At 75.2% G+C, this 20,416-nt stretch carries 1 protein-coding gene; it reads right to left on the reverse strand.

Annotation, left to right across the window (positions count from 1 at the left end; translation table 11 throughout):
- Positions 1-128 precede the first annotated feature (128 nt).
- The gene (locus tag D9V36_RS04145) at positions 129-20,405 is read right to left on the reverse strand and encodes a non-ribosomal peptide synthase/polyketide synthase (protein WP_129292550.1); all 20,277 of its coding nucleotides are present in this window, start codon (positions 20,403-20,405) and stop codon (positions 129-131) included.
- Between the last annotated feature and the right edge of the window lie 11 nt (positions 20,406-20,416).

Here is a 20,416-nt window from a genome sequence, read left to right on the forward strand (position 1 = left end):
GTGGGACGGATTCGCCGGGCAGTTGATCTCGTTCAGGGTGCCCTCAACGGCCGGTGTACGGGGGGCCTTTCGGTAATCCGCCGTACGCGGTGCGGTGAGGGCCGCGGAAAGCCCGGTTTGCCGGCCCCTCATGCGCTGTCCCGAGCGTGCTGGGCGATCCGGCGGAGGGCTTCGGCGAAGTCCCCGGCCACCGCCCGTACGGTGGTCTCCTCGTGCACGTCGGGGCGGTAGTGCCAGGTGAAGGCGAGCCGGCCGTCCTGCACCGCGCCGACGGCCTCCAGCAGGTGGGAGCCGCCGTCGCGGGGGTCGTGGTCCTGGCCGAAGGAACCGTGTTCGGCGCGGACGAGTGCCCCGGAGGAGCCGCCGGGCCGCGCATCCCACTGGCCCAGGTAGTTGAACACGATCTGCCCGCGGCCGGTGCGGTCCAGCCGTTCGCGCACCTCGGCGGGGCCGTGGGTGCGCAGGGCACCGAACCCGAGACCGTTGCCGGGGACGGCGCGCAGTTGGCGCCGGACCGATTTGACCAGGGCCCGCCAGTCCCGGGAGGAGCCGAGGTCGGCGGGGTCGGACACCTGGAGGCCGACCGGGTAGACGGTGGTGAACCAGCCGACCGTACGGGAGAGGTCGACTCCGTCCAGGACGTCCTCACGGCCGTGTCCTTCGAGGTCGACGCAGACCCGCTCCTGGCCGGTCCAGCGGGCCAGCGCCAGGGCCAGGGCGGCCAGCAGGACGTCGTTGATGCGGGTGCGGTAGGCAGTGGGGGCGGCGCGCAGCAGCGCCGTGGTGTCCGCCTCGTCGAGGGTCACCGAGACCGTGCGGGACGCGCCCGACGGGGTGCCGGTCTCGTGGTCGACGGGCAGCGGGGCGGAGGTCACCGCCTCGTCCCAGTACGGGAGTTCGTGGTCCAGCCCGCCCTCGGCGACATGTGCCGCCAGGCCTCTTGCCCAGTCCCTGAAGGCGGTGGTGCGTTCGTCGAGGGTGATGGTCCGCCCCGCCGCGGCCTGGTGGTAGGCGGTCTCCAGGTCGTCCAGCAGGATGCGCCAGGACACCGCGTCGACGACCAGGTGGTGGGCCACCAGGAGCAGGAAGGCGGGGCGGTCCGGGTCGCCGGTGAACAGCGCCGCCCGCAGCAGCGGGCCCTCGCCGATGTCGAAGCCGGTGTGCAGGTCGTCGGCCGCCTTCTCCATGGCGGTGTCGGCCTCGTCCGACAGCAGACCGGTCAGGTCGTGCCGGGTGAGGAGGCCGTGCGGCTCCGAGGGCGGCGGGTTGTGCTGGTGCCATCGGCCGCCGTCCTCGGTGAAGCGCATACGCAGCGCGTCGTGGTGCTCCAGCAGGGCGGTCAGCGCTTTCTGGAGGGCGGCCGGGTCGGGGGTGCCGTCGAGTTCGAGCAGCGCGGACTGGTTGAAGTGGTGGTGGTTGGCGCGGGGGGTGGCGAGGAACCACTGCTGGATGGGGGTAAGCGGCAGGTCGCCGGTCACCGGTCCGCTGTCGGTCCGGTCCGTGCCGGTGGTGACGACGGTGGCCAGGGCGGCGACCGTCTGGTGGGTGAACAGGTCCTTGGTGGCCAGGTGCAGGCCGGCCCGGCGCAGCCGCGACACCACCTGCATGCTCAGGATCGAGTCGCCGCCGAGGTCGAAGAAGTTGTCCTCGGCGCCGACGGTGTCGAGGCCGAGCACCTCGGCCCAGATCTGCGCGATCCGGCGTTCGGTGTCGGTGCGCGGCGCGATGTGCGGGCCGGTGGTGACGGATGCCGGGTCGGGATCGGGCAGGGCCCGCCGGTCGGTCTTGCCGTTCGGGGTGAGCGGCAGCCTGGCCAGGGGGACGAACACCGACGGGACCATGTGCGGGGGCAGGAGGCGGGCCAGGTGCTCGCGCAGCTCCGGGACGGGCAGCGGCTGCGTGACGGGCAGCGGTTCCGGGACGGGCAGCGGTTCCGGGGTGCGGTCGGACGGCGTATCGGACGGAGCGTCGGACGAGGCCTCGGACGGGACATCCGACGGGGCGCCGGACGGGACGACGTAGGCGACCAACCGTGCGGGTCCTGTGGGCTGTTGGCCGGCCGCGGCGCGTACCGCGACCACCGCGTCCCGTACGTGGGGGCTGCAGCGCAGTGCGCTCTCGATCTCGCCGGGCTCGATGCGGATGCCGCGCACCTTGACCTGGTCGTCGGCGCGTCCGGCGTAGCGCAGGTCGCCGTCGGCGCCCCAGCGCGCCAGGTCGCCGGTGCGGTACATCCGTTCGCCCGGGGCGCCGAACGGGTCGGCGACGAACCGGGCCGCGGTCAGGCCCGGGCGTGCCAGGTAGCCGCGGGCGAGTCCGGGACCGGCGACGTACAGCTCGCCGGTCACCCCGACCGGTACCGGGCGCAGGGCGGCGTCCAGGACGTACGCCCGGCTGGTGCCGAGGGGGCGGCCGATGGGCGGGGCGCCCGTTTCCGGGGCCAGCGGGCCGGTCCAGGTGGACACCACCGTCGCCTCGGTCGGGCCATAGGAGTTGATCATGCGGCGGCCTGGGGCCCAGCGCGCCACCAGGTCGGCGGGGCAGGCCTCGGCGCCGACGATCAGGGTGCGCAGGCCGGGCAGGGCGTCGGCGGTCTCGGGCGGCACGGTGACCAGGGCGGCGGGCGGGATCAGGGCGTGGGTGATCCGCCGCTCGGTGAGCACCTGGGCCAGCCGGTCGCCGAGCAGCGGCCCCTCCTCCCCCGCGACCAGCGTGGCGCCGGCGAGCACGGAGACGCACAGCTCCAGGACGGAGGCGTCGAAGCTGGGCGAGGCGAACTGGAGCACCCGGTCGCCCGGGCGCACGTCGTACCGCTCGGCGGCGGCCGAGGCGAAGCCGGCGAGTCCGGTGTGCGTGACCATGACGGCCTTGGGGGTGCCGGTCGAGCCGGAGGTGTAGATGACGTAGGCGGGGTGCGCCTCGGTCAGCGGCGCGCGGCGGTCCGCGTCGGTGGGCGCGGAGTCGGGGCCGTCGCTTCGCCAGATGACGGCCGGGTCGTCGAGGACGACGGCGGCCGCCGCGTCGCGCACCATGAACTCGCGCCGCCCGGCCGGGTACGCCGGGTCCACGGGCAGGAAGGCGCCGCCGGCCTTGGCCACGGCCAGTTGGGCCACCACGGTCTCCGCCGAGCGGGGCAGCGCCAGCGCCACCACGTCCTCGGGACCGAGCCCGCGGCCGATCAGGTGGTGTGCCAGCCGGTTCGCCGCGCGCTCCAGCTCCGCGTACGTCAGCTCGCGGGTGCCGTCGTCCAGCGCCACCGCACCCGGTGTCCGGGCCACCTGCCGCTGGAACAGCTCGGGCAGGGTGGCCGGAGGCACGGGGCAGGCGGTGCCGCGCCCGTGGGCCAGCAGGCGGCGCAGGGCGTCGTCCGGGGCCAGCGGCAGGGCACCGAGGGGGCGGTGCGGGTTCTCGGCGATGCCGGTCAGCAGCGTGGTGAGCTGGTCGGCCATCCGCTCGGCGGTGGCGGCGTCGAACAGGTCGGTGTTGTAGGTGAGCAGCCCGTGCAGGGCTCCGGAGTCGGTTTCGGCGAACTCCAGGGTGATGTCGAAGCCGGCGTGGTGGGTGTCCGGCTCGATGTCGCTCACGTCGAGGCCGGGCAGGTCCAGGTCCGCTCCGGGCGCGTTCTGGAGTACGACCATGGCCTGGAAGAGCGGGGTGCGGCTGGTGTCGCGGACGGGCTGGACCTCGTCCACCACCTGCTCGAACGGCACGTCCTGGTGCGCGAAGGCGTCGAGCACCGTCTCGCGCACCTGCGCCAGGAAGGCCGGGAAGGCCTCGTCGGGGTCGACGGTCGAGCGCAGCACCAGCGTGTTGACGAAGAAGCCGATCAGGCGCTGGGTCTCGGCGCGGTCGCGGCCGGAGGTGACGGTTCCGACGGCGATGTCGTGCTGTCCGGACAGCCGCGCGAAGAGGGTCTGCGCGGCGGCGATCAGGGTGGTGAACAGGGTGGTCTGCCGAGCGCGGCCGAACTCCGCCAGTTTGCGGGCCGTTTCGGGGGCGAGGACGAGCGGGGCCGTGGCGCCGTTCCTGGTCTGTACGGCCGGGCGGGGCCGGTCGGTGGGCAGGTTCAGGGGTTCGGCGCCGGCGAGGCGGTCGCGCCAGTGGCGCAGTTGCTCCTCGGCACTCGCGCCGTGTGCGGTGCGCTGCCAGTGCGCGACATCGGCGTACTGCACGGGCAGTGGCGGCAGTTCGGCCGTGGTGACGCCGAGCGCGGCCCGGTAGAGGTGGGCCAGGTCGCCGGTGAGGACCGCGGTGGACCAGCCGTCGGTGATGATGTGGTGCAGGGTCAGCGTCAGGACGTGGTGGTCGTCCGCCAGCCGGACCAGCTGGGCCCGCAGCAGGGGGCCCTGGCGCAGGTCGAAGGGGCGGGTGCGGTCCTCGGCCAGCAGTCTCTCCAGCTCCGCCGTGCGGTCGCCCGCGGGCAGCGCCGACAGGTCGTGCAGCGGCAGCGGCACGACCTGGAGCGGGTGGATGACCTGGATGCCCTGGCCGTCCTCGGAGTCGAAGGTGGTGCGCAGCGATTCGTGCCGGGCCGCCAGTGCGGTCAGGGCGGTGCCGAGCGCCGCGGTGTCGAGCCGGCCGCGCAGGCGCAGTGCCAGCGGGGTGATGTACTCGGTGCTGCCGGGCGCGAACGCGTCGAGGAACCACAGGCGTTGCTGGGCGAAGGACAGCGGGGGCGCGGTGTCCCGGGGTGCCGGGAGGATGGCGCCGTGGCCCGCGGGGGCGCTCTCCCCCTGCGCCAGCAGCGCGGCGAGCGCGGCCGGGGTCGGGTGGGTGAAGACCGCGCGCGGGGTCACTTCGGCCCGGAAGGCCTCGGCCAGCCGGGAGGCCAGCCGGATGCTCAGGATCGAGTCGCCGCCGAGTGCGAAGAAGTCGTCCTCCATACCGATGTCCGGCACGCCGAGTACGTCGGCCCAGACCTCGGCCGTGCGGCGTTCGGCCTCGGTGCGCGGGGCGACCGGCTCAGGGCGGTCCGGGCCTGCGGCGGGTGCGGGCAGGGCCGCGCGGTCCACCTTGCCGTTGGGGCTGAGCGGCAGGGCCGCGAGCGGGACGAAGGCGGTGGGGACCAGGTAGTCGGGCAGCGTCTGCCGGGCGTGGGCGCGCAGCGCCTCGACGTCGAGGCCGTTGTGGCCGTCGTGACCGTCATGGCCCACCACGTAGGCGATGAGCCGCTTGGTACCGGGCCGGTCCTCGCGGGCCACCACCGCCACGTCCGCGACGCCGGGGTGGGCCGCCAGTGCGCCCTCCACCTCGCCGGGTTCGACGCGGAAGCCCCGGATCTTGACCTGGTCGTCGGCGCGGCCGAGGAATTCCACCGTGCCGTCGAGCCGCCGGCGGGCCAGGTCACCGGTGCGGTACATCCGGCCGCCGGGCGGGCCGGAGGGGTCCGCGACGAACCGGTCCGCGGTCGCGCCGGGACGGCCGAGGTAGCCGCGGGCCACGCCCTCGCCCGCCAGGAAGAGTTCGCCCGCGGTGCCCGGTGGTACGGGCCGCATCCGGGCGTCGAGGACGTGGACGCGCATGTCGTCCAGCGGGTGGCCGATGGGCACGGTGCCGGGGACCGCCGCGGCGTCGGTCATGGCGAAGGAGGTCGCGAAGGTGGTGGTCTCGGTCGGTCCGTAGCCGTCCACCACGGTCAGGCCGGGGCAGGCGGCCAGCACCCGGCACACGGCGGCGGCCGGGACCACGTCGCCGCCGGTCCACACCTGGCACAGCCCGTCGAAGCAGTCGGGCGCGTCCTGGGCCAGCAGCCGGAAGAGCCCGGCCGTCAGCCACAGTGCCGTCACCTCTCCCCCGGCGGCCAGCCGCCGCAGCAGGCCCGCGTCCACGGCACCCGGCGGGGCCACCACGACGCGTCCGCCGTTCAGCAGCGGCGCCCAGACCTCGAAGGTGGCGGCGTCGAAGGCCACCGGCGAGTGCAGCAGCACCCGTGCGCAGCCGGGGCCGGTGAAGCGGCTGTCGGTGGCGAGCGCCGCCACATCGCGGTGGCGTACTCCCACGGGCTTGGGGGTGCCGGTCGACCCGGAGGTGAACATGACGTACGCCAGCCGGTCCGGGTCGGCGGGCGGCACCGCGGGTGCGGCGGCCGGTTCGGCGATGCGGGCGGCGGCCACGTCCTCGGCGGTCAGCCGGGCCGTGGCTCCCGCCTGGTCGAGCAGCATCCGCCGGCGCTCCTCGGGGGCGCGGCCGTCCACGGGTACGTATGCCCCGCCCGCCTTGAGCACCGCCAGCTGGGCCACCACGAGGGCGGCCGAACGGTCCATGAGCAGCGCCACCCGGCCCTCGGGGACCAGGCCGTCCGCCAGGAGCCGGGCGGCCACCCGGTCCGACCATGCGGCCAGTTGACGGTAGGTGACCTCCTGGCCGTCCACCTCGGTGAGGGCGACGGCGTCCGGGGTGCGGCGCACCTGCGCGGCGAACAGGTCGGCCGGCGAGTTGCCCGCGGCGGGGCGTGCGGGGGTGTTCCACCGGTGCAGCAGCGTGCGGTCGGCGGCGGTGAGCAGGCCGAGGTCGTCCAGGCGGCGGGCGGTGCCGTCGGCGAGGGCGGTCAGCAGGGTCTCCAGGTGGGCCGCGGCCCGCTCCACCGTCGTACGGTCGAACAGCGCCCCGTCGTAGGCGAGGTCGAAGCCTAGGCGGTCGGCGAGGTAGGCGCGCAGGCACAGCGGGAAGTTGGTGGCGTCCTCGGCGCGTACGTCCCGGATGCGGATGCCCGCTCCGGCGGCGGCCGCCTCGTCGAAGGGGTAGTTCTCAAAGACCATCATGCTGTCGAACAGCGCCTCGCCCGGCGGGAGTTCGCTGAGGGACTGGATGCGGGCGAGGGAGACGAAGTCGAAGCGCCGCGATTCGCTCTGCCGGTCCTGGAGGTCGCGCAGCCAGGGCAGGACGTCCTGGTCGCCGTCGGTCCGGGCGCGGGTCGGCACGGTGTTGATGAACATGCCGACCATGGACTCCACGCCCGGCAGTTCGGCCGGGCGGCCCGAGACCGTGGTGCCGAACACCACGTCCTGGCGGCCGCTGTAGCGCGCCAGCAGCAGCGCCCAGGCGCCCTGCACCACCGTGTTGACGGTCAGGCCGTTCCGCTTGGCCGTCTCGCGCAGCCGGTCGGAGACCTCGGGGGTGAGCTCCAGGTGCACCAGCGCGTCCGACCGGGCGCGGTGCGCCTCGACGGGCGGCCGGTCGTAGGGCAGCGGGGTGCGGTCGGTGAACCCGGCGAGGGTGCCGGTCCAGTGCCGCTCGGCCTCCTCCTCGTCCTGCTGTGCCAGCCACTGCAGGAAGTCGCGGAACGGGCGGCGGGCCGGCGGGCGGACGGTGCGTCCCCCGACCGCCGCCGCGTACTGCGCACACACATCGGCGAAGAGCGCTCCGGTGCTCCAGCCGTCGAGCATCAGGTGGTGCGAGGACCACACCAGCAGGATCTCGTCGCCGGGCAGGGCTGCCACCGCGATGCGGCTCAGCGGTGCGGTGGTCACGTCCATCCCGGCCGCCCGGTCCTCGGCGAGCAGCCGGTCGAGGGCGCGGTCGCGCTCGGCGGGGGCCAGGGTCCGCCAGTCGTGGTGGGTGGCGGGCAGCACGGCGCGGTGGTGCACGACCTGCACCGGCTCGGGCAGGCCCTGCCAGCGGACGCTGCTGCGCAGCGCCGGGGTGTGGTCGGCGACCCGCTGCCAGGCCTCGGCGAACGCCTGCGGGTCGGCGACCCCGGCGATCCGGACGGCCATCTGGTCGAAGTAGGCGCCCGCCGAGTCGACCAGCCCGTGGAAGAGCATGCCGGCCTGCAGCGGGGTGAGCGGATGGATGTCCGACACGTCCCGTCCGTCGCCCGCGACCAGGTCCACCTGGCGCTGGTCGAGCCGGGCGAGCGGGAAGTCGGACGGGGTGCGGCCGCCGGTGTCAGGGCGGGCGCAGTGCGCGACGATCTCGGTCAGGGCGGCGACGGTGTCCTCGGCGAGGCGGCGCACGGTGGACTCGTCGTACACCGCGGGCGGGTAGGTCCAGCCGAGTTCGAGCCGGCCGTCCTGGACCACGCCGGTCACGTCGAGCAGGTAGCTGCGGGGCTCGTCGGGGTCGGTGTCCTGGCCGGCCGGGGGCAGGGCGGCGCGGTACAGCCCGTCGTCATCCGGGCGGTCCGCGGAGGCGATGCCCCATTGGCCGTGGTAGTTGAAGCCGATGAGCGGCTGCGGTGCGCCGGGCAGCGGGCTCTGCGGCAGGAGGTGGCGCAGAGCGCCGTAGCTCAGGCCGCGCAGCGGTACGGCGCGCAGCTGCTCCTTGACGGAGCGGACGGTGTCGCGCCAGTCCGCGTCCGGGGCGACGGACAGCGCGAGCGGGAACTCGGCGGTGAACCAGCCGACGGTGCGGGAGAGGTCCAGTTCGTCGAAGAGGTCCTCGCGGCCGTGGCCCTCCACGCCGATCAGGACGGTGTCCTGGCCGCTCCAGCGGGTCAGGGTGCGGCCGAGGGCGCTGAGCAGGACGTCGTTGACCTGGGTGCGGTAGACGTCGGGGACCTGGCGCAGCAGGGCTTCGGTCTCGGCGCGGTCCAGGCTGACGGTGAGGGTGGCGGCGGTGCCGTGGGTGTTGGGTCCCGGGCGGTCGGCGGGCAGGCCGGCCGGGGCCCGGCAGGCCCGGGTCCAGTACGCGAGGTCGCCGTCGAGGGCGCCGGAGCGGGCGTGCCGCTCCAGGCGGGCCGCCCAGTGTCCGTAGCCGCTGCTCGCCGGGGCGAGGGCGGGCGCCCGTCCGGCGGCGGCGTCGCGGTAGGCGGCCTCCAGGTCGCCGAGCAGGATGCGCCAGGAGACCCCGTCGACCACCAAGTGGTGGACGGTGACCACGAGTTGGGCGGGGAGGTCGGGCCCGCAGTCGAAGTACAGGACCTGGGCGACCCGGCCCTCGGTGACGTCGAGGGAGGCCTGGGCGGCGGCGGTGGCGCGCTGGACGGCCTCCTCCCGCCCGGGAGCGTCGAGACCGGTCAGGTCGTGGCGCGCGAAGACGTCCCCGGGGGCGGCCGGCAGCACCTCCTGGTGCCAGGTGCCGTCGGTGTGGCGGAAGACGGTGCGCAGCGCCTCGTGGTGGGCCACCAGGGCGGCGGCCGCGTGCCGCAGCGCCGCCTCGTCGCTGCGCGGGGCCAGCTCCAGCCGGTTGGTCATGGTGAAGCGCAGCGCGTCCCCGGGCCGGCGGTCGTCGAGGTACCAGTGCTGGATGGGGGTGAGCGGGGCGGGCCCGGCCGGCGCTCCGGTGGCGTCGGCGGGCGGCGGGCTCACAGCGGCCGTGCGCAGGGCGAGTTCGGCGATCGTCTGGTGCCGGAAGACGTCCTTGGAGGTGAGTTGGAGTCCGGCCCGCCGGGCCCGGGAGACGATCTGGATGCTGAGGATGGAGTCGCCGCCCAGGGCGAAGAAGTTGTCCTCGACGCCGACCCGGGGGACGCCCAGCACCTCCGCCCAGATGCCGGCGAGGCAGGTCTCGGTGTCGCTGCGCGGGGCCGTGTACGGGGTCGTGGTGTCGGGCTGGGCGGGGGGCGCGGGCAGGGCGCGCCGGTCGGTCTTGCCGCTGCTGGTCCTGGGGATCCTCTCCAGGGGGACGAACACCGCGGGGACCATGTAGTCCGGCAGGGTGCGGCGCAGCCGGACCCGCAGCTCCTCGGCCGCGGGCGGCTGCGCCCCGGCGGGCACCACATAGGCCACCAGCCGGGCGCGTCCCGCGTGGTCGGCGGCCACCACCACGGCGTCGGCCACCGCGGGGTCGCCGAGCAGGGCGGCCTCGATCTCACCGGGTTCGATGCGGAAGCCCCGGATCTTGACCTGGTCGTCGGTGCGGCCCAGGTACTCCAGCAGCCCCTGCCGGTCCCAGCGGGCCCGGTCGCCGGTGCGGTACATCCGGGTGCCGGACGGGCCGAACGGGTCGGCGAGGAAGCGCCCGGCGGTGAGCCCGGGGCGCCCGAGGTAGCCGCGGGTGACCTGGGCGCCGGCGAGGTACAGCTCTCCCGGCACCCCGACCGGGACCGGTCGCAGGGCGCCGTCGAGCACATAGGCGCGCAGGTTGCGGCCCGGGCGGCCGATCAGGGGACGCTCGGCGCGGCCTGCGTGGTCGACCTGACCGGCGTCGCCGTCGAAGGGGCCGTACACGGCGTCGACGGTGCACTCGGTGGGGCCGTAGACGTTGTACGCGGTGACGCCCTCGGTCTCCCGCAGCTCCCGCCACAGTGGGGTGCCGATGGCCTCGCCGCCGACCATGACGATCCGGGGGCGATGGTGGCCGCCGGTGAGCAGTCCGGCGGCCAGCAGCTCGTGCAGGAAGGACGGTGTCACATTGACGCAGTCCAGGCGGCCTTCGACGACCTGGCGGACGAAGGCGGCCGGGTCCCGGCGCACGTCCTCGTCGACGAGGTGGACCTCCTGGCCCAGCGCCAGCAGCAGCGGGCCTTCCCACGAGGTGTCGAAGGAGAAGGCGGCGCTGAGCGCGAAGCGCAGCGGCCGGCCGTCGGCGGTGTGCGGGGTGACGAGCCCGGCCAGGTGGTCGTGGCAGAGGTTGACCAGCTGGCGGTGTTCGACGGCGACGCCCTTGGGCCGGCCGGTGGAGCCGGAGGTGTAGTTGAGGTAGGCGGTGTGGGCGCCGTACAGGGGTGAGGTCCGGTCGGCGTCGGTGGGGTTGTGGCCGGGCTGCCGGTCCAGGGTGGCGTCGCGCAGCACGTCGGCCGTCAGGACGGTCTGCGGTGCGGCGTCCGCGAGCAGGAACGCGCGGCGTTCGGCGGGGAGTTCGGGGTCGAGGGACAGCTGGGTGCCGCCCGCCTTGAGGACGGCGAGCAGCGCCACCAGCATGTCCGAGGTGCGCGGGAGCTGGACGGCGACCACCCGCTCCGGGCCGACGCCGAGCGCGATGAGGTGGTGGGCCAGCCGGTTGGCGCGGTCGTTGAGGGCGGCGAAGTCCAGGGTGGCGTCCCGTGCCACCAGGGCCGTGGCGTGCGGGGTACGGGCCGCCTGCGCCTCGAAGAGGTCCACGAACGTCCGGTCAGGGACGGGCAGGGTCTCGCCCTGCCACTGAGCCAGCACCTGCTGCCGCTCCGCGCCCGACAGCAGCGGCAGCTCGCCCACCGCCCTGCCGGGGTCGTCCGCGACCGCTTCCAGCAGCAGGCGCAGCCGGGCGGTCGCCCGCTCGACGGTGTCCGCGTCGAACAGGTCGGTGTTGTACTCGACGTAGCCGGTGAGGCCGCCGTCGCGCTCCACGAAGTCGAAGCCGAGGTCGAAGGCGGCGTGCCGGCCGGGCGGCTGGACGGTCTCGACGTCGAGGCCCGGCAGGTGCGGTGCCTCGCCGCCCAGGTTGTGCAGGGCCACCATGACCTGGAAGAGAGGGGTGCGGCTGGTGTCGCGTTCGGGCTGGAGCACATCGACCAGCTGCTCGAAGGGCACGTCCTGGTGGGCGAACGCGTCCAGGACGGTGGCGCGCACCTCGGACAGCAGCGCGGTGAACGGCAGGTCGCCCGGCACCCGGCTGCGCAGCACCAGGGTGTTCACGAACATCCCGACCAGGTGCTCCAGTTCGGGGCGTTCGCGTCCGGAGGCCACGGTGCCGACCGCGATGTCCTCCTGGCCGGCCCAGCGGGCCAGCAGCACCTTGCAGGCCGCGAGCAGGGTCATGTAGAGGGTGGCGTCGGCGCGGCGGCCGGTCTCCCGCAGCCGGTCGGTCAGCGCGGCGGGCAGCGAGAACTCCAGCAGCGCGCCGTTCTCGGTGCGGACGGCGGGACGCGGCCGGTCGGTGGGCAGCTCCAGTGGCGCCACATCGGACAACGTCCGCTGCCAGTAGGTGAGTTGTGTGTCGTCGGCGTCGGCGGCGCGGGCCCGTTGCCAGGCCGCGTAGTCGGCGTACTGGAGGGGCAGTGCGGGCAGGTCGGGGCGGCGGCCGTGGAGGGCGGCGGCGTACAGCTCGCCCAGGTCCCGGCCGAGCACCGCGGTGGACCAGCCGTCGGTGACGATGTGGTGCATGGCCAGGGTCAGGACGTGCTCGCCGTCGGTGAGACGGACCAGCCGGGTGCGCAGCAGCGGCCCGTTGGCCAGGTCGAACGGGAGGGCGCCCTCCCGGGCCAGTAGCGCGTCGAGTGCGCCGTCGCGGGCGTGGGCCGGGACGGCCGACAGGTCGTCCAGCGGCAGGTCGACCGGGCGGGGTGCGTGGACCTGCTGGCGGGCGTGGCCGTCGTGTTCGGCGAAGGTGGTGCGCAGCGGTTCGTGCCGGGCCACCAGGGCGTCCAGGGCGGTGCGCAGGGCCGCTTCGTCGAGGGGGCCGCGCAGGCGCAGCACGAAGAAGGTGACGTAGGCGGTGCTGTCGGGTTCGAAGGTGTCCAGGAACCACAGGCGCTGTTGGGGGAACGACAGGGGCAGCGCGGCGGTGCGGTCGGCCGCGGGGATCGGGTCGTCCGGTGCCCGGTGGGCGGCGGCCGGGTCCGGCAGCGCGGCGGCCAGGGCGGCGACGGTGGGGTGGGTGAACAACAGCCGGGGCGAGACCTCGGCGCCGAGCGCGGCGCGGAGGCGGGAGGTGACGCGGATGGCGAGGATCGAGTCGCCGCCCAGGGCGAAGAAGCTGTCCTCCACGCCCATGTCCCCGGTGTCCAGGACCTCGGACCACACCCGGGCGACCAGGCGCTCCGCCGCGGTGCGCGGTGCGGTGCGGTCCTCGCCGGCGGCGAAGCCGTCCGGGCCGGGGGCGGGCAGGGCCCGGTGGTCGAGCTTGCCGTTGACGGTCAGCGGCAGCGCGTCCAGGGGGACATAGGCGGCGGGCACCATGTGGGCCGGCAGGGTCTCGGCCAGGTGGGCGCGCAGTGCGGCGGCGGACGGGACGGATTCCCGGCCGGCGCCCACGACATGGGCCACCAGCCGCCGCACCCCGGGGGTGTCCTCGCGCACCCCGACCACGGCCTCGGCGACCTCCGGGTGGGCGGTCAGGGCGGCCTCGATCTCGCCGGGTTCGATCCGGAATCCGCGGATCTTGACCTGCTGGTCGGCCCGGCCGAGGTATTCCAGGGTGCCGTCGGGCCGCCAGCGGGCCCGGTCACCGGTGCGGTACATCCGGGTGCCGGGCGGGCCGAACGGGTCCGCCACGAACCGCGCGGCGGTCAGCCCGGGCCGGTTCAGATAGCCGCGGGCCAGTCCCTCCCCCGCCACGTACATCTCGCCGATGGCACCGGGCGGCACCGGGGCGAGGCGGCCGTCGAGCACCCGGACGCGCAGATCGGGGATGCCGCGGCCGATGGGGCTGCCGGTGGCCGCGGTGACCGTGGCGCGGTCGAGGGGTGCGTAGGAGACGTGCACGGTGGTTTCGGTGATGCCGTACATGTTGACCAGGACGGGCGCGGTGTCCGGGTGCCGCGCGTACCAGTCGGTGAGCCGCCCCGGGTCCAGTGCCTCACCGCCGAAGATCACTCGCCGCAGCGCCAGCCGCGCCCCGGTCTCGGGGTGTTCGGCGTCGGCGCGCATCAGGGGGTAGAACGCCGAGGGCGTCTGGTTGAGGACGGTGACCCGCTCGTCGGCCAGCAGGCGCAGGAACTCCTCGGGGGAACGGGTCACCTCGTACGGGACGACGACGAGGCGGCCGCCGTGCAGCAGCGCGCCCCAGATCTCCCAGACGGAGAAGTCGAAGGCGTAGGAGTGGAACAGCGTCCATACGTCGTGCTCGTCGAAGGCGAACCAGTCCCGGGTGCGGGAGAACAGCCGCACGACGTTGGCGTGCGGGACGACCACGCCCTTGGGCAGGCCGGTGGAGCCCGAGGTGTAGATGACGTAGGCGGGGTGCTCGGGCAGCGGGCGGCGGGCGGGCACCGGGCCGGTGGCGGGGCGCCGTTCGAGGTCGGCGCGGACCTCGGGGTCGTCCAGGAGCAGCCGGGGGCAGGCGGCGTCGCCGAGCCGTCCGGAGACGGCGGCGGTGGTCACCAGCAGGGCCGGGGCGGCGTCGGTGAGCAGGTGGGCGATACGGCCCTGAGGCAGCTCCGGGTCGACGGGCAGGTAGGCCGCGCCGGTCTTGAGCACCGCGACGATCGCCACGATCATCTCCGGGGAGCGGGGCAGGGCGAGCGCCACGAAGCGCTCGGGGCCCGCTCCCGTCTCGGCCAGCCGGTGGGCCAATTGGCCCGCCCGCGCGTCGAGTTCGCCGTAGGACAGGGTACTTCCGGCGCAGGTGACGGCCGTGGCGTCGGGCGTGCGGGCCGCCCGGTCCTCGAACAGGTCGATCAGGGTCTGCCCGGGCCGCCCGTGTTCCGTGCCGTTCCAGTCCACCAGCATCCGCCGGCGTTCCCCGGCGGTGGTCCACGCCAGCTCGCGCAGCGGGCGGTCCGGTCCCGCGGCGATCCCCGCGAGCAGCAGGCACAGCCGGTCGGCGAGCGCGCGGACCGTGGCGGGGTCGAAGAGGTCCGGGTCGTGGGCGAGGTCGAAGCCGAGGCGGTCGCTGTGGTGGGCGCGCAGGACCAGCGGGAAGTTGGTCGCATCGCGCGAGGCGACATCGAGGATGCGGACGCCGGCGCCGGACGTCCGGGCGTCGTCGAACGGGTAGTTCTCGAAGGCGACCATGCTGTCGAAGAGCGCGGTGCCCGCCGGGACGTCGCTGAGCGAGGTCAGCTGCGCCAGCGAGACGGCCTCGAAGCGCCGGGACTCGGACTGGGCGTCCTGGAGGTCCCGCAGCCAGTCGGCCGTGGTGCGGCCTTCGTCGACCCGCACCCGGGTGGGCAGGGTGTTGATGAACATCCCCACCATGGACTCGACGCCGTGGAGGGCGTCCGGGCGGCCGGAGACGGTGGTGCCGAACACCACGTCCTGCTCTCCGCTGTAGCGCGCCAGCAGCAGCGCCCAGGCGCCCTGGACCACCGTGTTGAGGGTCAGTCCGCTGCGGCGGGCGGTGTGCAGCAGCTCGCGGGAGAGCTCGACGGGCAGGCTCGCCGTGTGCACCGCGGCGGAGCGGGCCCGGTGCGCCTCGCGGGCCGGGCGGTCGCAGGGCAGCGGTGTCGGGGTGGCGAAGCCCGCGAGGAGGGTGCGCCAGTGCTCCTCGGCCTCGCGGCCGTCCCGGCCGGACAGCCAGCGCACATAGTCGCCGAAGGGGCGGCGCACGGGTGGCGCCGGCGCGCGGTCCGCGACGAGGGCGGCGTACTCCTCGCACGCCTCGGTCAGCACCTGCGCCAGGCTCCAGCCGTCCAGGATCAGGTGGTGCGAGGTCCACAGCAGCCGCAGCCTGCCGCCGGGCAGCTGGATCAGGGTGAGCCGCATCAGCGGCGGGGCGGCGAGGTCCAGGCCCTGGGCCAGGTCCTCGGCCTGGATCCGGGCGAGTTCGGCGGCCTGCCGTGCGTCGTCGAGCTCGCGCAGGTCGACGTGGACGGTGGGCACGGTCACCCGCCGGTGGACGATCTGGAGCGGTACGGGAACGTCCTCCCAGACGACCGAGGTGCGCAGCACCGGTGTCCGGTCGACGACGTGCTGCCAGGCCCGGGCGAAGGCGCGCGGGTCCGCGACGCCGTCCAGCAGCAGGCTCGCCTGGTCGAGGTAGACGTCATCGGACCCGCCCATCAGGCGGTGGAAGAGCATGCCTTCCTGGAGCGGGGTGAGCGGCAGGATGTCCTCGACGGCGCGCCCGTCCCCGGCCAGGCGGTCCACGCCGGCCTGGTCCAGCCGGGCGAGGGGGAAGTCGGAGGGGGTACGGCCGCCCGCTTCCGGCCGTGCGCAGTGGGCGGCGAGCGCGGCCAGCGCCCGGGCCGTGCCGTCCGCCAGCTCCCTTACCGTGCTCTCGTCGTGCACCTGGTCGCTGTAGTGCCAGGTCAGCTCCAGCACCCCGTCGGCCACCACGGCCGAGACGTCCAGCAGGTGGTCGAGCGGTTCGTCGGCGGCCAGGTCGCGGCCGGGGACCTCGCCGGCGGGCGCGAAGTCCTGGCCGGGCGCGCTCTCCCACTGGCCGTGGTAGTTGAAGCAGACCTGCGGCAGGGGGAGTTCGCGCAGGGCGCGGGCGGCCGGGGCCGGTGCACCCAGACGGGCCAGCGCCTCGTAGCCGAGGCCCCGGCGCGGGACGGCCCGCAGCTGTTCCTTCACCGCCTTGAGGGTCGCGCCCCAGTCCGGCTCCCGCGACGGGCCGTCCAGGGTGAGGGTGACCGGGTACTGGGTGGTGAACCAGCCGACGGTCCGGGACAGGTCGGCGGGGTCGGCGGAGGCGGCTGCCGCGTCGCCGTCGTGATCGTGGTCGTCGTGCGCCTCGATGTCCTCCCGGCCGTGGCCTTCCAGGGCCACCGTCACCCGGTCCGTGCCCGCCCAGTCGGCGAGCACCCGGCCCAGCGCGCTCAGCAGGACGTCGTTGACCTGGGTGCGGTAGACCCCGGGCACCCTGCGCAGCAGGGCGTCGGTGGTGTCGCGGTCGAGGCGGGCGCGGACGGTGCGGACCGATCCGGCGAGTGCGGTGCCGGGGCGGTCCACCGGCAGCGGGGTACGCGCCACCGCGGCCTCGGCCGTCCAGTACGCGAGGTCGCCGTCGAATCCGCCGTCCTGCACCTGCCGGGCCAGCTGCGCCGCCCAGGTGGTGAACGGCGTGGTGGCGGGCTCCAGCGGGACCGCCTCGCCGGCGGCGGTCCGGCGGTAGGCGCTCTCCAGGTCGGCTAGCAGGATGCGCCAGGAGACACTGTCGACGGCCAGGTGGTGGGCCGTCAGGAACAGTTGCGGCCGGCTGCCCTGCTCCGCGTGGAGCAGGACGGCGCGCAGCAGGGTGCCGGTAGCGGGGTCGAGGTCCGCGCGGGCGGCGTCGGCCGCGGCGGTGCGCGCCGCGTCACGGGCGGCGCCGGTGGCCCCGGACAGGTCGTGGCTGGTCAGGAGGCCGGGCGCCACCGCGTCGACGGGGTGCTGGCGCCAGCTGTCACCGGTGCGGACGAACCGGGTACGCAGCGCCGGGTGCTGGGCAACCACGAGGTGGAGGGCCCGCTCCAGGGCGTCCGGGTCGACGTCGTGCGGCAGGTCCAGCAGCATCGACATGCAGAAGTGCCGCAGCGGTCCGTGGGTGGCGAAGAACCACTCCTGGATGGGGGTGAGGGGAGCCGGCCCCTCGTGGTGCGGCTGCTTGGGTGCGGGTGCCGGCGCGGTGCGCAGGTCCACGGCGGCGGCCAGCTCGGCGACGGTCTGGTGCAGGAAGACGTCCCGGGAGGTCAGGCGCAGTCCGGCGGCGCGGGCCCGGGAGACGGCCTGGATGCTGAGGATCGAGTCGCCGCCGAGTTCGAAGAAGTTGTCGGTGACGCCCACCTGCGCGAGGCCGAGCACGGCGGACCAGATCCCGGCGAGTTCCCGCTCGGCGGGGGTGCGCGGGGCCACGAACTCCCGCTCGCGCGGGGCCGCGTCGAGGTCGGGGGCGGGCAGCGCGCGGCGGTCCAGCTTGCCGCTGGTGGTGAGCGGCAGGGCGTCCAGGACGACGAAGGCGGCGGGCATCATATGGGGCGGCAGGGTGCGCCCCAGGGCCGTCCGCAGTTCGGAGGCGGCCGGCGCACCGCTCCCGGCGGCGGGCACCAGGTAGGCGGCGAGGCGGGCGTGGCCGCGCGCGTCGGCGACGGCGACGACGGCCGCCCCGGCGACGGCGGGCAGGGCCAGCAGCGCCGCCTCGATCTCGCCGGGCTCGATGCGGTGGCCGCGGATCTTGACCTGGTCGTCGGCGCGGCCGAGGTAGTCGAGTCGGCCGTCGGCGGTCCAGCGGGCCAGGTCGCCGGTGCGGTACAGGCGGCTGCCGGGCGGCCCGAACGGGTCCGCCACGAACCGCGCGGCGGTCAGGCCGGGGCGGTGCAGATAGCCGCGGGCGAGCTGGTCGCCGGCCAGGTACAGCTCGCCGCCGACGCCGGGCGGCACCGGCCGGAGCCGGTCGTCGAGGACATGGGCGCGCACATTGGCCAGCGGCCGGCCCACCACCGGCCGGGCGGTGCCGTCGATCCGGCAGGCCAGGGCGTCGATGGTGCACTCGGTGGGACCGTAGAAGTTGTAGGCCGCGACGTCGTCCAGCCCGGCGAGCTCCCGCCACAGCGCGGGGCCGACGGCCTCGCCGCCGAGCATCAGCAGCCGGGGGTGGTGGCGCGGGTCGGTGAGCAGCCCGGCGGGCAGGAGCTGGCGCAGGTAGGAGGGGGTCAGGTCGAGGAAGTCGATGCGGTGCTCGACGACGTACTCGACCAGGGCGGCCGGGTCGAGCCGGGTCGTCTCGTCGACCAGGTGCAGCCGGTGGCCGTCGGCCATCAGCAGCACGCCCTCCAGGGAGGTGTCGAAGGAGAACGAGGCGGTCAGGGCGGTCCGCAGGGGGCCGCCGCCGGCCTCTGCGACGAAGCCGTTGCGGTGGCCGGCCAGCAGGTTCATCAGGGCACGGTGTTCCACGGCCACGCCCTTGGGGCGGCCGGTGGACCCGGAGGTGTAGATGACGTAGGCGGTGTGGCCGGGGTGCAGCGGCGCGCGGCGGTCGGCGTCGGTGGGGTTGGCGTCCGTGGGGTCGGCGCCGGTCGGATCGGCGCCGGTCGGATCGGCCTCGGTCGGATCGGCGCCGGTCGGATCGCCCGTACGGGCCGGTGCCGGTACGTCGGCCAGCGCCGCCTCGTCGAGCACCAGCATCGGCCGGGCGTCCGCCACCAGGAACCGCAGCCGGTCCGCGGGCAGTTCGGGGTCGACCGGCAGGTAGCCGGCGCCGGTCTTGAGGACGGCGAGGATCGCCACGATCATGTCGGCGGTGCGCGGCAGCCGCAGCGCGACGAGCTGTTCGGGGCCGGCGCCCCGGTCGATGAGGTGGTGGGCGAGCCGGTTGGCGCGGGCGTTGAGGGTGGCGTAGTCCAGCGTGGTGTCCCCGGCCACCAGTGCCGTCGCGTGCGGGGTGCGGGCCGTCTGCGCCTCGAAGGCGGCGGGGTAGGTGGTGGGCTCGACGGGCAGTGCGGTGTCGTTCCACTCGGTGGTCAGCCGGCGGTGTTCGCGCTCCGACAGCAGGGACAGTTCGCCCAGCGGGCGGTCCGGATCGGCCGCGATTTTGCCGAGCAGCAGGACCAGTTGCCCGGCCATCCGCTCGGCGGTGGCGGCGTCGAAGAGGTCGGTGCGGTACTCCAGCAGGCCGGTCAGCCCGTCCCCGTCGGGGACGAACTCGACACTCAGGTCGAAGGTGGCCGCGCGGCGGGGCACGGTGACGGCCTCGGCCGTGAGGTCCCGCAGGCCGGGGGCCGCGGGCGGGGCGGGGTGGAGCAGGACCATGACGTCGAAGAGCGGGTTGCGGCCCGCCTCCCGTACCGCTCCCGCGGCCTCCACCACCCGCTCGAAGGGGGTGTCGCCATGGGCGAAGGCGTCGAGGACGGCGGTGGCCGAGACGTCCAGCAGCTCGCGGTAGGAGCGCGCGGTGTCGACGGGGGCGCGCAGCACGACCGTGTTGACGAAGAAGCCGACCGCGCGCTCCAGTTCGGTGCGTCCGCGCCCGGGGGTCAGCGAGCCGACGGCGATGTCGTCCTGGCCCGACCAGCGGGCGAAGAGCGCCTGGCAGGCGGCGATCAGGGCCGCGAACAGGGTGGTGTGCTGCTGCGCCGCCACCTCCCGCAGCCGGGCCGCGGTGGCCGCCGGGACCCGGAACGTGTGGACCGCGCCGTCACCGGCCTCCTCCCCGCTGCGGGGACGGTCGAGCGGCAGCGCCGGCGGCACGGCCCGGTCGAGCTGTTTGGTCCAGTAGGAGAGCTGTTCCTCCAGCAGGGCGCCGGACAGCCGTTCGCGCTGCCATACGGCGAAGTCCGGGTACTGCGTCGCGACGGGGGCGAGGACAGGGGTCTCCCCGTGGACCAACGCGTCGTACAGCGTGCACAGTTCGTCCAGCAGCACGCCCATGGACCAGCCGTCGGTGACGATGTGGTGCGCGGTGAGCAGCAGCACGTGCGCGTCGTCCGCCAGGCGGATCAGCAGCGCCCGCAGCAGCGGACCGGTGCGCAGGTCGAACGGGCGGGAGTACTCCGCCAGCAGCACCTCGTCCAGCGCTTCGGGGCCGCGCGGGGCCCGGTCCCCCGGGCCGGCCGCGGGGTCGGTCCCCTCCCCCACGTCACGCAGCGGCAGCGGCACGGGCGCGGCCGGGTGCACCTGCTGCACGGGGCGGCCGTCGATGTCGTCGAACGTGGTCCGCAGGGACTCGTGGCGCGCCACCACGGCGTCCAGCGCCCGGGACAGCGCGGGACGGTCCAGCGGGCCGGTCAGCCGCAGGGCGACCGCGCTGTTGTAACGGGAGTCGCCGGGCCGGAGCTGGTCCAGGAACCACAACTGCTGCTGGGCGAAGGCGAGCGGCAGGGGCTGCGACCGGTCCGCGCGCGGGATCTGCTGCCGGGCCTTTGCGGCGGCCGGCGGGGCCCCTCCCGCCAGGCGGCGGCGCAGCGCCTCCTGCAACTCCTGGGGCAGGGCCGCGGCACGGTCCTTCTTCGAATGCGAAGACGTCATGTCGTCGTTCC

Origin of the sequence: Streptomyces lydicus (genome assembly GCF_004125265.1) — a bacterium.
GTDB classification, from domain to species: Bacteria; Actinomycetota; Actinomycetes; order Streptomycetales; family Streptomycetaceae; genus Streptomyces; species Streptomyces lydicus_C.

Excerpts from the sequence above, each read along its gene's own strand:
- D9V36_RS04145 (WP_129292550.1), bottom strand. The coding sequence starts at position 20,405 with ATGACGTCTTCGCATTCGAAGAAGGACCGTGCCGCGGCCCTGCCCCAG.